12 protein-coding genes and 2 other annotated features are annotated in these 14859 nt (G+C 33.5%); of the genes, 1 reads left to right on the forward strand and 11 read right to left on the reverse strand.

The features are described 5' to 3' along the window. The first annotated feature begins 231 nt into the window (after positions 1-231). Positions 232-573 (forward strand): DUF1622 domain-containing protein, encoded by a 342-nt coding sequence (locus JRC48_RS06790; RefSeq protein ID WP_235068830.1) that lies wholly within the window; start codon positions 232-234, stop codon positions 571-573. Positions 574-712: 139 nt separating this feature from the next. Here JRC48_RS06790 and radC read toward each other — a convergent pair whose 3' ends face one another. From radC to infC, 11 genes are all read right to left on the reverse strand, one after another. Next, entirely contained in the window at positions 713-1396 is a 684-nt protein-coding gene (gene radC / locus JRC48_RS06795; protein ID WP_304941308.1) for a DNA repair protein RadC, read from the reverse strand. A 24-nt stretch (positions 1397-1420) separates the two neighbouring features. Beyond that, on the reverse strand, positions 1421-2095 hold the full coding sequence (locus JRC48_RS06800; protein ID WP_235068831.1) for an SPOR domain-containing protein: 675 nt from the start codon (positions 2093-2095) through the stop codon (positions 1421-1423). A 213-nt stretch (positions 2096-2308) separates the two neighbouring features. Beyond that, a complete protein-coding gene (locus tag JRC48_RS06805; protein WP_235068832.1) occupies positions 2309-3589 on the reverse strand; it encodes a folylpolyglutamate synthase/dihydrofolate synthase family protein in 1281 nt (426 codons plus the stop codon). Between the two features lie 18 nt (positions 3590-3607). Beyond that, positions 3608-4102, reverse strand: coding sequence for a PASTA domain-containing protein (locus JRC48_RS06810; protein WP_235068833.1), 495 nt, complete (start codon positions 4100-4102; stop codon positions 3608-3610). 317 nt (positions 4103-4419) lie between these two features. Continuing rightward, positions 4420-7056 carry a valine--tRNA ligase gene (locus tag JRC48_RS06815; RefSeq protein ID WP_235068834.1) on the reverse strand — a complete coding sequence of 879 codons (2637 nt, stop codon included), beginning with the start codon at positions 7054-7056 and terminating at the stop codon, positions 4420-4422. 1309 nt (positions 7057-8365) lie between these two features. Continuing rightward, positions 8366-8588: a binding site (T-box leader), on the reverse strand. 428 nt (positions 8589-9016) lie between these two features. Continuing rightward, positions 9017-10000: a phosphotransferase gene (locus tag JRC48_RS06820; RefSeq protein WP_235068835.1), complete on the reverse strand. Its 984-nt coding sequence runs from the start codon at positions 9998-10000 to the stop codon at positions 9017-9019. Then, on the reverse strand, positions 9984-11390 hold the full coding sequence (locus JRC48_RS06825) for a hypothetical protein (RefSeq protein WP_235068836.1): 1407 nt from the start codon (positions 11388-11390) through the stop codon (positions 9984-9986). Before JRC48_RS06825 ends, JRC48_RS06820 begins: the two co-directional genes overlap by 17 nt. 768 nt (positions 11391-12158) lie before the next feature. Beyond that, a complete protein-coding gene (locus tag JRC48_RS06830) occupies positions 12159-13244 on the reverse strand; it encodes a M42 family metallopeptidase (protein ID WP_235068837.1) in 1086 nt (361 codons plus the stop codon). Between the two features lie 243 nt (positions 13245-13487). Further along, positions 13488-13847, reverse strand: coding sequence for a 50S ribosomal protein L20 (rplT, locus tag JRC48_RS06835; RefSeq protein WP_235068838.1), 360 nt, complete (start codon positions 13845-13847; stop codon positions 13488-13490). Between the two features lie 43 nt (positions 13848-13890). Then, on the reverse strand, positions 13891-14088 hold the full coding sequence (rpmI, locus tag JRC48_RS06840) for a 50S ribosomal protein L35 (protein WP_235068839.1): 198 nt from the start codon (positions 14086-14088) through the stop codon (positions 13891-13893). A gap of 24 nt (positions 14089-14112) precedes the next feature. Next, positions 14113-14580: a translation initiation factor IF-3 gene (infC, locus tag JRC48_RS06845; RefSeq protein WP_235070995.1), complete on the reverse strand. Its 468-nt coding sequence runs from the start codon at positions 14578-14580 to the stop codon at positions 14113-14115. A gap of 94 nt (positions 14581-14674) precedes the next feature. After that, positions 14675-14810 (reverse strand) — a sequence feature (ribosomal protein L20 leader region). Between the last annotated feature and the right edge of the window lie 49 nt (positions 14811-14859).

The following is a 14859-nucleotide window of genomic DNA, read 5'->3' on the forward strand; positions in this document are numbered from 1 at the left end:
TGCGTTCAAAATAACTGCTTTTTTGATTTTTATCATCATTTTCGATTCCGATTCAAAAATAAAAAACAATCTTAGAATAAAACAGCTATTTTCGTTCAAACTAGACGTATCAATAAGTAAAGCAAATAGCCATTTATGTGTTAAGAAACTGCTAATACTTAATTTTTTATGCTTAAAGTCTATCAGTGACGACAAAAATTTACGTCGTCAACTTTTGAAAGGAACATTCGTATGTTTGATCATCTGATTGAATCAATTCTCCCAATTATTATTGGGATTTTAGAGTTTATGGGGATTTTCATCGTGACCATTGGTGCATTTCGTGCCTTTTATCACTATGTTAAAACATTACTTTTTAAAGATCATTATCCCGTTAAACATCAATTTGCTAATTCCATGGCAACAGGACTTGAGTTTAAGTTGGCAGCTGAAATTTTAAAAACCGTTCTTATCCAAAGTTTAAGTGAACTTGTTATTTTAGGTTCAATTTTTTTACTTCGTGTTCTGATGACGATTGTTATCGAATGGGAAATGAAAGAAGATAATAAACAAAAACAAAATCCTTCTGCTTAACTAAAAAGCTCTCGAATGCGAGAGCTTTTTAGTTATAGTTATTTTAATTCTTTAAAGTCAGTTTTATAATTCAACTCGCACTCAAATAAAAGAATCTCATCTTTTAAGTAACAATTTTAATAGGATTAAAACTCATCTTTTATAAGTATCCTTTTTCTTTTAAACTAGTAAACTGATCATCTCCAATAATTAAATGATCTAACACTTTAATGCCAAGTAATTCACCGGCTTCATATAAACGATGTGTAAGTTGAATATCTTGTTGTGAAGGCATAGGATCTCCACTTGGATGGTTATGAGCACAAATGATAGCAGCCGATGATCGTTTAATCGCTTCTTTAAATACTTCTCGAGGATGAACAATGGCTTTGTTCAACGATCCTATAAAAATCGTCTTTTTTCCTATAATAAAATTTTTAGTATCTAAAAATAATACAACAAAATGTTCCTGTGTTAAATGTTTCATCTCTGCCGATAGATAAGAGACACAGTCGCTTGGTGATAAGATCGCATCAAATTTTTGATGTTTTGCCTTAGCAATTCGTTTCCCTAGCTCAATACTTGCTAAAATTTGAATGGCTTTACTTTCACCAATTCCATGTATACTTCTTAATTCCTCTATCGTTATTTCGTTTAAAAGCTTAATTCCTTGTGTCTTTTGTAAAATCGTTTGCGCTAAACTCAACGCTGATTGTTGTTTAGTCCCCGTTCGTAATATGATAGCCAATAACTCTGCATTTGATAAAAAGGCGGCCCCTTCTAACAACAAACGTTCTCGAGGCCGCTCTTCAAGAGGTAAATCACGAATCATAAAGGGTTCCATGTTTGATTTCATCACTTCCTGTTCTTATCCATTTAACCATTGATAAATTTCAAGTAGCATCTTCTGACGCTCTGACGCTAAAGCATCAAAAGAAGCTGTTGAAAGTGTTACATAATAACCCCATATATGCATTTCATCATCCGTAAATGTTTGAATAAAATCTCCCGTCATTTCAAATGGTTTTTGTTTGACAGCTTGTAAAAAGTAATTCCACTTTAAATCATCCGTTGAAACGTCTACCTCTTTAATAAAATGATCAATTCCTTTATTACTCATCGCCTCTTCAACAGAAGCTAAACTTTCTTTTGTTCCTGAAATATGAGAAAATACAGAATATTTTCCGTCAACTTTTAAAATTCCATAATTATAGCCTAGCTGTTGTAATTGACCTGCTAAGTTTAAAACATTATCATACGTTTCATACACCCCTAATTGGATGACATAGATTTTATTTTCTGCTGCCACGTCTTCTGCGTTTTCTGATTGCTCTGTCTCATCTTTTGGTTGCTCTTCATTAGCAGGTTGAGTCTCATCAGCTACACCACTCGTTGTAGCCACTCCCTCTGATGAACCTAAGAAATTATCTAGTAGTTTTCCAAATGATAACCCCATCATTACAATAATCAATGTCAATAAAATCCATAAACGCATCGACTTTAAATCCACTTTTAGTCTGAATTTAGCTTTCTTTTTCTTCATCATGACCCCACCTATCATTTTCAGTCATTATTTCATCTCATTATATATAAGTTCAGATTAGTTTTTTCTATCAAAGAATAGTTAACCGAACTAGTGTTGGTCTTAGTCTTCAAGTCATTAATCAACTAAGACAGCTATTAACTGATGAAAGACGTTTCTGTTTTTATATAGGTATGATGATATCAAAGGTTAATCAAGAAAATTGTCTAAATCTCATCTGACTAATGATTTTCGAACTTCTGAAATGAAGTAAAGAGATCCTGTAATAACTAGACATTCATCCTCTTCAACTTCACCTAATAAATGATCGAGAAGTTCATGAAAATCTTCTTCATACGATGAATTCTCACGATGATATGCCTCATATTGGGCTTTAGCAGATTGAGCGCGTGGATAATCAAACGTCGTAAAGTAAACATGATCGGCTACTTCATTCATGTGATTAAACATCTTTTCATAGTCCTTATCTTTTAAAACACTGACCATAAACAAGCGTCGCTCAGTAGGATAAAGAGTTTTAACCGTCTCACATAGTTGCATCATTCCTTCTAAGTTGTGTGCCCCATCTAAGATAATCGTTGGATTTTCGTGAATAACCTCGAATCTTCCTTTCCAAAACGCCTCTTTCATTCCCCTATATATATTTACATCTGAAATACTAAAAATCCTTTTTTCTTTTAAATATTGAATGATGGAATAAGCTAGTGTGGCATTTTTAATTTGATGCGTTCCCTTCATGGTCAATTCTACATCTTTTAAATGAGGCCAATCAAACTGTAAGCCATTTTGATTAACATGAACTTGAGTCGCAGGATACATTTTAAGTGATTGAACGAATGGACTATTTTTCTGATTTGTAACCTCTACAAATTCTTTTAAAACATCTTCATTTTCTTCCGTTGTAAACAGTGGAACTTCATTCTTAACAATTCCTAATTTTTCATGAGCAATTTTTACTAGTGTCTCCCCTAAAATGGCTTCATGATCATGACCAATATTAGTAATTCCACAAACGATAGGTGATATAACATTCGTGGCATCAAGTCTTCCACCTAGTCCAACTTCATAAATAACGACATCTGTTTGATAATGCTTAAAATAAATAAATGAAATTAACGTAATAATTTCAAACTCTGTAAACGGCCCCATTGAAGTTTGATTAATTTCTTCTACAATAGGCTTTAATACATTGGCACACCAAGCTAAGTCATCATCGCTAATTGGAACTCCATTTAATGAAATTCGTTCATTAAACGTTTCGATATAAGGTGACGTAAAGGTTCCGACACGATAACCCGCATCTTGTAATACAGAACGTAAATAAGTAACAGTCGATCCTTTTCCATTCGTTCCGGCAATATGAATGGTTTTGATTTTTAAGTGAGGATTGTCTAAACGACTTAATGCCGCTTCCATTCTCTCTAGACCTGGACGAATTCCAAATCGTAGTTGTTCTGAAACCCAATCAATGACTTCTTTTCCACTTCTAAACATGTTTTCTCACCTTCTTTTTTAATCTGTTTTTGTCGTAACTGAAACAACCATTCCCTTTGTTAATAATTCTCCTGCTAAAACTGATTGGCTTTCAATGATTCCCTCTTCCTCAGATGACTCCACGGTTAAGTCGTATAGATTAGCAAATTCATTTAACTCACTTAAACGTTTTCCTACAAAATCCTCCATCATGGGATAACCTTTTGAAACATAAACTGTTAAAATTAACGGATCATCTCCAATTTTTGTTCGTGGTTTAATCGATTGTTCCATAACACAATTTTGTAAGACATCATATGAATAAACAAGCTCATAGATCACCGAGATATTCTCATGCTTTTCATCATACTTCATAACTTCATCTGCTGACCATCCATGAAAATTTGGAATGGTATTAAACTCAAGTGTTGATTTGATGTTAATCGTTAACGCAACCACCGTACATATTCCAAACACTAGACAATAGAATCTAGCATTTAATCGATACTTTTTTCGTTTCTTTTTTTTACCCAAATTTTCACGTCCTTCTATTGATATAAGTCTAAATCCATTTTTAAATTATAAAAACGAATCACTGTTTTATCATCTGACTTTTATGGCACCAGTATTAAGTATTTAGTGTATGATGATAACTATAGATTTTATTTCTGTTTATATATAGAAGCAATATAATATTTTTCACCAACATACCTAAATTTATGACTGATCACTAAACTATAAAATCATAACATAATTCTACCAACTAAAGTTATTTTTTAAAAGGGTAAAACGTTCTTTCTACTTCTTTCATACAAAAAAGCTCTCAGTTTGACTGAGAGCTTTTGGTATCATTATTTTTCTAATTGAGCTAAGCGAGCTTCAACGGTTGCATATTTTTCTTTATAATCCGCGAGTTTATTGCGCTCTTCTTCAACTAAGTGAGCCGGAGCTTTAGCGACGAATTTTTCATTTGCAAGTTTTGATTCTCCACGTTTTACTTCTGCAGCTAATTTCTTTAACTCATTTTTCAAACGTTCAATTTCAGCACTTACATCGATTAATCCTTCAGTTGGTAAGAAGATGTCTGCCCCTGTTACAACGGCTGTCATTGTTTCTTCCTCTACTGTTAAATCTCTTTCAATTACTAATTCACTTGGGTTACAGAAACGTTTTAAGTAAGCTTGGTTTGTACTTAAGTTTTCTAATACCTCTTCTGATTTAGCATTGATGAAGATGCGGATTTGTTTACTCATTGGCGCATCCACTTCTGCACGAATGTTACGTACTGAGCGGATAATATCCATTAATAACGTGAAATTATTGATCGCTTTTTCGTTGTTATACTCTGGTTTAACAACTGGCCAAGCGGCTACTGCACATGCCGTATTTTCTCGCGTAATCATTTGATAGATTTCTTCTGTTACGAATGGCATAAATGGATGTAATAATTTCACGATTGATTCTAAGACATACGTTAAGACCATGCGTGTTGAACGTTTTGCTTCTTCATCTTCACCTTGTAATGGTAACTTCGCCATTTCGATGTACCAGTTACAGAAGTCTTCCCAGATAAAGTTATATAAGTGACGTCCAACTTCACCAAATTCGAATTTATCGGCATTGTAGTTGATGGCTTCAATCGTTTCATTTAAACGTCCTAAAATCCATTGATCCGCAACATTTAATGTCGCTTCTTCTAACTTCACATCTTCTACTGTCATTCCTTCTAAGTTCATGATAACGAAACGAGAAGCATTCCAGATTTTATTAATGAAGTTCCATGTTGATTCTACTTTTTCTTCAATATAACGTAAATCTTGTCCTGGTGCTGAGTTAGTTGTTAAGAAGTAACGTAAGCTATCAGCTCCGTATTTTGCAATAACATCCATTGGGTCAACCCCGTTACCTAATGATTTACTCATTTTACGTCCTTCAGCATCACGAACTAATCCGTGAATTAAAACATTTTTAAATGGACGTTCATCAGTAAATTCTAAGCTTTGGAAAATCATACGAGACACCCAGAAGAAGATAATGTCATATCCAGTGACTAATGTATCTGTTGGGAAATATGCTTTAAAATCTTCACACTCAACATCTGGCCAACCTAACGTTGTAAATGGCCATAAAGCAGATGAGAACCATGTGTCTAATACGTCTTCATCTTGGTTCCAGTTTTCAAGATCAGCTGGAGCCTCTTCACCGACATACATTTCACCTGTTTCTTTATGATACCAAGCTGGAATTTGGTGTCCCCACCATAACTGACGCGAAATACACCAGTCATGAATATTTTCCATCCAACGTAAGAACGTATTTTCAAAACGATCGGGTACGAAGTTTACTTTATTGTCTGTTTGTTGATTAGCAACTGAACGTGCTGCTAATTCTTCCATCTTAACGAACCATTGAGTTGATAAGTACGGTTCAACAACGGCGTCTGTACGCTCAGAGTGTCCAACTGAGTGAACATGTTTTTCAATCTTAACAACTAATCCCGCTTCTTCTAAATCAGCAACTAATTGACGACGAGCATCGAAACGATCCATTCCATTGTATTTACCTGCTAATTCATTCATCGTTCCATCTAAGTTCATACAGATTGGACGAGCTAAGTCGTGACGGTTTCCAACTTCAAAGTCGTTTGGATCGTGAGCTGGTGTAATTTTAACAGCACCTGTTCCAAAATCCATTTCAACATACTCATCAGCGATAACTGGAATCGGTTTGTTGTTTCCTGGGATTAAGACATTTTTACCTAGTAAGTGTTGGTAACGCTCATCTTCAGGATGAACCGCAACAGCAACGTCTCCAAACATTGTTTCAGGACGAGTCGTTGCAACTTCTAAGAACTCGTTTGTTCCTTCAATCATATATTTGAAGTGGTAGAATGCCCCTTCAATTTCTTTATGGATAACCTCAATATCTGATAAAGCTGTACGTGCAGCTGGGTCCCAGTTGATGATACGCTCACCACGATAGATTAATCCTTTTTCATATAATTGAACGAATACGCGACGAACAGCTTTCGATAACCCTTCATCTAATGTGAAACGTTCACGAGAGTAATCTAATGATAACCCCATTTTTTCCCATTGTTGACGGATGAATCCTGCATATTCTTCTTTCCATTCCCAAGCTTTTTCTAAGAATGCTTCACGCCCGATGTCATAACGAGAAACACCTTCTTCTTTTAAGCGAGCATCAACTTTTGCTTGAGTGGCAATTCCGGCATGGTCCATACCTGGTAACCATAAAGCATCATAACCTTGCATACGTTTCATACGAATGATGATATCTTGTAATGATGTATCCCAGGCATGTCCTAAGTGTAACTTACCTGTTACGTTTGGTGGTGGAATAACGATCGTATACTTAGGTTTGTTTGATTGTGGTTGGGCTTTGAAGCAATCTTGCTCATACCAAAATGCATATTTACCTTGTTCTACATCTAAATGATTATACTTAGGTGCTAAGTTTTTCGTCATTTTAGTGTCCTCCTTTTCTTAATCTTTGATCATTGAACAACTAAAGCAGTTTGGATCGACTAATGATTCATTTAACATCAATCATTTCGCTACAATCAAGGCATTGAACTTCATTCAATCAGCTATAGCGTTGACGATTTTGCAATTAAATACTAATTTAACATTCTATATCTCATTCAGTTATAGGCTCTCAACTTAAAATAATTGGTGGAATAATCTTTAGACAACTTGGTGGGTTGTCTTACTATCAGATGGATGAATGATAGTTGTTGAATTCCTATATCTAAATAAAAAATGATGATTAAGTGTTTTAATCACTGTAAATCATTAATCTAACTCATCACTTATGAATGATTCTAGCTCGTGTACCGTTTGTTTTCATAACGCTCTTGATTTCATTAAGACGTGATTAGTTTTAATGTATGATGCCTCATGACTAGTTATCTTTGATGAAAAACGCTAATTTCTAATGACTAATTTTATCTTTTTCATTTTTTGATCAACTGTTTACTTCAGAAAAAATAATAATGAATCCAGTGATACTAAGTCATTTTGCTGAGTTTAAGTTGATAAAATAACCACCTGGATAATGAATTATTTTTTCATTTTCTCATGCTGAAATAATACTTAGTTTTGGCTTTTTATTGGTGAAAAGGAATCTTCATTATCATTCAATAATCGCTTGGATGATGAACAAATTCTATGATTAAATGAATGAATTTTCTCTTGATTCGAGATAAAAACGAGGAAACATTATTATTTTTATTAACTAACTAAAAATGTTCATTTATTGTCCACCTGGATAATAGACCTTATGACATGTTAAATCGTGTATATTCTCAATTAATGCTCTAACTAGAATCTTAATCTCTAAGAACAAATTTCACAATGACATAAAAAGCTCTTTAGATTTCATATAAACCACCTGGATAATCGATTATATAAAATAAATTCCTCTTATAAAATTGTGCTTCACTTATTCTTTGATTTTAAAGGTCAGCAGAGAATTACTGATTATTCAACTCATTCGCTTTTTAAACGAATCAACTGTTAAATCAAACCACCTGGATTTTGGACTGATTCAATGGTTGAATTCATATACAATTCAACTTTTAATGTTAGTTTTAAAAGTATTTGATCAAGAATGATAAAAGCATTTAGCCCTCTTATTAAGAGCAAGCCTATTTCATGTTAAAGAATAACGCCACTTGCTTCATTTCATTATCATGATAATCTTCCTTAAAATGATACGTGCTCTAACTGAAAATCAAGTTTTTCTTGTTATCAACAAAAAAAAGCATCTCATCCTCGTAAGGACGAAATGCTTAAAATTCCGCGGTACCACCTTGATTGTAGATTGATCATCTACCACTTGACGCTTTAACGCAGCTAACGGAATTCCCTACTTCATCTTTATTTCAGAAACCCAACTCACAGGCTACCTTCAAAGTTGTTACATAAAGTTCTTTCACCAACTGAACTTCTCTCTAAAATGTAAGAAGACTTTTACTCCTCCTGGTCATGGTTGTTCAACTATCATATATATGTTAGTATTCTACAACAACAAACAACTTTATTCAATAGTTGATCAGGAAATTACAATTAATTCCGTAAAATTCCTTTTTCATTGATCATGAATTAAATAACTCAATTATTTTTATTTTCTCGATGTTATCTCTCTTGACCCATGCATAAACTATATGTAAGTAGACATGTTTTTCATTAGTTTCTATCTAGTTAGACTAAAGTACGTGATTATAAGTTCTTTTTATTGTTGCACGATAGAATGTTTTGAAAAACGTATCTAAACTTATCTATGATGGGGGTGAGTATATGGGACGTTATCAGCGTGGTGGCGGTGGCTTTAGATCTTACTTATTAACCGTACGATCTATCGTTTCATTATTATTTTTTTATCAGTTATTTCTTATTATTTTTTCATTTTCTCAATTTGATTTTGTTATGTTGTTGATTCTTGGGGGGCTGCTTGGTTTGTTGTGGTGGGTTTGTTAAACTGATCATAAATCTGTAATGCTAATAAGTGAGGAGCAATACATTCATTTAATAAAGCAATATTAATTAATGAATGATCATTTAAGTTTTCAAAAAGATCATCTAAATCGATACACAGAGAGCGAAAAAAGAAATAGTGCCGCAATGCTGCGGCTTTTTCATTTTTTACATAATCTGAAATGATGGAATGAATTCCCGGAACGGCATGATAATTTTCTAAAAAATAATAAATATCTAGTGAAGCAATTGAAAACATACTTTTCTCAAAATTAATTAAGTAAGTTGATTTTTCAGTGACTAATAAGTTAGCAACGTTCACATCGCCATGAATTAAACTAACTGGCATTTTTTTATCTCGTTTAATGAGGTCATAAAACTTTTTAAGCTCATCATGCGCATGATGCAACATGGTATAAAGCATCGGATAGACCATCATAAAATACCAGTCATACGGTGATCGTTCGCGTTGTAACTCACACTCCTCGATACTTTTTTGTAAATAATCATAACTATTTTTTAGTCGCTTATAATCTTTACTATAAATACGTTGCAACTCATCATCACTCACATCTACCTCTAACTGCGTTTGTGCATGTAACTTATTTAACAGTTCAATATAGTAATTAATTTGTTGTTCTAACGGCAGAGGAATGGTTTTAACGTAATCGGTCAAATAGAAAAATTGTTGATCAAATGGAACATAATGATTATTATCTCTCGTACGATAAATTGGTAAAACATTATGAGACAGCGCCTTATAAGCAAAAAGTTGCTTCATAATAAACTCATCATCACCACTGGCAATCTTTAATAAATAATCATGATTTGAGGCTCTAATTTTCATTGATTTACGAGTGATGGCTGTCATCGATTCGATCTTTAAATCGTAATGAGCTTCTACAAAGGTTTTTATCTCATCGTAATTTGCCATAATTAATCATCACACGATCACCGCACTGTAAGGAATGATTTAACTCCTCTAAGTTATAGATAGCTTTTTCAGGAACATTATACTTTGTACAAATCGTTGAAATAGTTGTTTCTTCTTCTTGGACAAAGACAATTTTTAAAATACTTTCTCCATCTAAAAACTGAGTAGCAATTGAATCATCATATGAATCACTTGAAACGATATGATTTTGTTCTGTGATGATTGCTTCTTCATTTGCCTCAGTTGATTGCATCACGTCTTCTTTCTTTTCTGAAACTTGTGCCGATTGATTTTTTTCAACCATAGGAGCTGTTAAAACCTCTTCAGTCATTGGTTGTGAATTCGTTTCTTCTTCGCACTCTTCTTCCTCATCTAAAGAATATAACATATCAAAGATATCTGATTTTTGCGTTGGAGCCGGTGCCTCTTGTACGACCTCTTTTTCTTTGATTGGAAATGGTAACACTTCTTCTTCCTCTTTGATCACTAATGTTTCTTGAGGTTTCACGACATTTGAAGCTTTTGTCATTGGAACCACAGGATTTACTTTAACTTTTTCAACGACTTCTTCAACTGCTGGTTTTGAAACTGATGATTCACTCTGTACAGTTTCAACCACTTCAACTTCTTTTGGTAATTCTGAAACGGCTTCAACGACAGTTTCATCAGCTTTAACAGGTGCTTTTTGCATAAATTGTTTCACTTTATCAGTTAAAGACTCTTTACGCTCTGTTGCTAATTTAGGGTCAATCGCTTCTTGGACATGATCCAAAACCACTTCATCAAAATCAATATAATCTAAATCATCTACCTCTGTTTCTTGATTACTAACGTTATCACTTAAATTCCCTTGAGAATAATCAATATAGTCTGTCACTTCGTCATTTTGATTCATTTGTGCTACTTCTTTTTCTTCACAAGGTTCTTGTTTTTGTTCTTGAGGAACTTCTATTTGGTTAGCATGTTCAGCTGGTGCAACAACAGCTTCTTTTGTAAATAGAACAGGTGCTTGTGTTTGCACTTCAACTTCATTTTCCTGTTCTTCAACAAGTGTGATTGAATTATCCAAATCATAACCATCTAAATTAAGATTTAAGGTTAAAAATAAATTACTTCCATCTTGAACTTGATAATCAAAATTCGTAATATCTGGCTTAATTTGCTCTCCTCTACCGTTGTTAGGTAAAGTAATATCAATTGGAATATACTCTTTAAACGACTCTTGATTTCCGTTTGTTGTCGTATATTCCCCATCGATTAAAACTTGCCCACGTAATGATAAATAGTCCCCCTCATCATACGCTTTAGCTTGTGGATCAATATTGATTGATACAATGTCATTTATGTTACTGATCGGTAATGTACAATCCCAATTAAAAGAATAACTCATTCTTTGACCTCCTAATTTTGATATTTCAGTTCATTATATTCGTCAATCATAAAAATATGAAAGATATCTTAATGAACACCCAAGGTCTTTAATACTTATTGATGAACCATCTTAATCATTACCGTCAATTCTTATCTCGATTATCTGATAGTATTTACTAAAATTTTACAAAAAAACCCTCGATTTATATCCAATTTTTGTATATTTAGTCGATTATTTATGATATAATATAGCTATCCAAGAAATTGGATGACATAACAGTACCCTATTAATACAACATATCCCATCTCGTTGTATTAATAAATGTATTCTCTTTCCATTCTAATTTTTATTATTCTTTTGAGGTTGAATGGACCTCATCTTTGTTAAAAAACTCTTTTACAGACATTTTTCTCTAATTAACAACAAAAAAACAGCTATCCTTTGGTTAGCTGTTTTTTTTATTTGGCTCTATTAGACTCAATTGTTTGTTTGATATGTTAAATTAGGTTGCTCTAATGTTAGAACAACCTAATTTGAATGATTTTAGTAATGTGTTTCAGAGTTAAACAAACGGTATTTATTCTCTATTTTTTGAGTATAATTTAATTTCATCACATCGAGGACATATTTCAACATAAATTTTATTCTTCAAATTCTCAAATCCCTTTTTTTGTTTAGCTACTTTCATCCCTCCATATAAATTATCATTTAAGAATTATAGATATATATGAATAACACAGCCTTTAATTTAAAAACTGACATCCTCTTAAGATGTCAGTTAAACTATTATTCAAATGTAATCTTATGAACTGTTTCTTTATCTAAACGTTTAACAACTTCCGTCATTAATTTAACTGTATTCTCATAGTCATCACGATGGATCATTGAAGTATGTGAATGGATGTAACGTGATGCAATTCCAACAGACATAGCTGGTGCTCCATCATGTGCTAAATGCATTTTAGCAGCATCTGTTGCTCCACCTGGTGTTACGTCAAATTGATAAGGAATGTTTAATTCTTCAGCTACTTCAATTACAAAATCACGAAGTGCTTTATGACCTACAAGACCTCCATCAATTAAGGTAATAATCGGTCCTTTTCCCATTTTAGCTTGAATTTGATTCGTTACACCTGGTACATCCCCAGCTAATCCTACATCTAAAGCAAATACGATAGATGGATTGATCATTTGACTTGTTGTTGATGCTCCGCGACATCCAACTTCTTCTTGAACTGTTCCAACACCATAAACGATATTAGGATGTTTTTCTTCTTTTAAATTATTTAAAACTTCAACCGCTACTGCACATCCAATACGGTTATCCCATGCTTTTGCTAACAAATATTTTTCATTTGCCATCGTACGGAATTCAATATAAGGAGTAATCATATCGCCTGGGCGAATTCCTAATGCTTCAACTTCTTCCTTGCTGTCTACTCCTAAATCAATATACATATCTTTAATATCCATCGGTTTTTGACGCGCCTCTGGTGTTAAAATATGTGGTGGAATTGATCCAATCACTCCATGATACGTTTTTCCTGAATGAGTGGTAATTGTCACTTGTTGAGCAAGCATGACTTGCCCCCACCATCCACCGAGTGTTACGAATTTAATATATCCATTATCATCGATTTGGCGAACCATAAATCCGACTTCGTCCATATGTCCTGCAATCACAACTTTAGGACCATCTTCTTCCCCAACTTTTTTTGCAATTAATGATCCAATGTTATCTTGATAAATCTCATCAGCGCTATCACCGATATATTTTTTCATGACTTCTCTGGCTTGTCGTTCTTGTCCTGGAACGGCATTAGCATCAGTCAACTCTTTTAAAAAAGTTAATGTTTGATCTAATTGACTCATTAGTTTTCTCCTCCAATTCATAATGTACTCACTGTAGTATCATACCATTATATACAATATTTGAAAATATTTTTAAATGGATTTTCAAGAACAGAGTTTATGATTAATTACTTTTAGTTTTAATTTGACTAAATTCCTTTTATTTATTCATGTCATATATAGATGAAGTTAATTTTTTAATAAAAAAAGACACTATCAAAAGATAGTGTCTAAATAGTTATTCAAAAATAATGAGCAAATTAATTATTTGTTCATTGCTTCTTTAGCAGTGTTTGCTAAAGCAGTGAATGCAGCAGCATCAGATACAGCTAAATCTGCTAACATTTTACGGTTAACTTCGATTCCAGCTAATTTTAATCCGTGCATTAATTTGCTGTATGATAATCCGTTCATACGAGCAGCAGCGTTGATACGAGTGATCCATAATTTACGGAAGTCACGTTTTTTCTGACGACGGTCACGGTAAGCATATTGTAATGATTTCATTACTTGCTCGTTTGCTGTTTTATATAATGTATGTTTAGATCCAAAGTAACCTTTTGCTAATTTTAAAACGCGTTTACGACGTTTGCGTGATACAACTCCACCTTTTACACGTGGCATAATGAGTTCCTCCTTTGTTGTTACGAAAAATGTTTAGTGATTATTATAAGCTATATAACATATCTTTGATACGTTTGTAGTCGCTGTTTGATACAATACCAGCTTTAGCTAAATGTTTCTTTTGTTTAGTTGTTTTGTTATGAGCTAAGTGGCTTGTATAAGCATGAGAACGTTTTAATTTTCCTGATCCTGTACGTTTAAAGCGTTTAGCAGCTCCACGATGAGATTTCATTTTTGGCATGGTAGAGTTCCTCCTTTATCTTTTCTACTTTTTCTTTGGTGCTAAAACGAGAAACATTGAGCGTCCATCAAGTTTTGGATTTGATTCAAGATCCGCAATTTCAGCACACGCCTCAGCAAAGCGAGTTAAAACATTGCGTCCGAATTCAGTGTGCGCGATTTCACGACCTTTGAAACGTACGCTAACTTTAACTTTATCACCCTTTGCAAGGAATTTTTGAGCATTTTTTAATTTTGTATTAAAGTCATGCTGTTCGATGTTAGGGCTTAAACGAACTTCTTTAAGACTAACAACTGTTTGGTTTTTTCTAGCTTCGCGAGCATGTCGTTGTTGTTCGTAGCGGTATTTACCGTAGTCCATAATACGACACACAATCGGATTAGCTTGTGGTGCAACACATACTAAGTCTAAGTTTTGCTCAGAAGCAGCACGTAATGCATCCTTACGTTGCATTAATCCAAGTTGTTCGCGATTAGGACCAACCACTAACATTTCCTTTGCGCGGATATCTTCGTTGATTAAGCTCTCGTTTTTTACATTTTTCTTGCTAATGATGAGCACCTCCAATTTTATAGAACATTCATGGAAAAAAAGAAAAACGCAAACACAAAGTGCCCACGTTTTAATCACAATCACATTAACAATATCGTCGTAACGATAGTGACGTTTAACCTATCAGCTCTAGCTAATCAGGTGAGAAGTGGGTACTTCTTCTTTCCACATGATATTCACAGTTATTAATTATAACACTTTAATTATTATATGTCAATC

Source organism: Turicibacter sp. TJ11 (genome assembly GCF_021497505.1).
GTDB lineage: Bacteria > Bacillota_I > Bacilli_A > MOL361 > Turicibacteraceae > Turicibacter.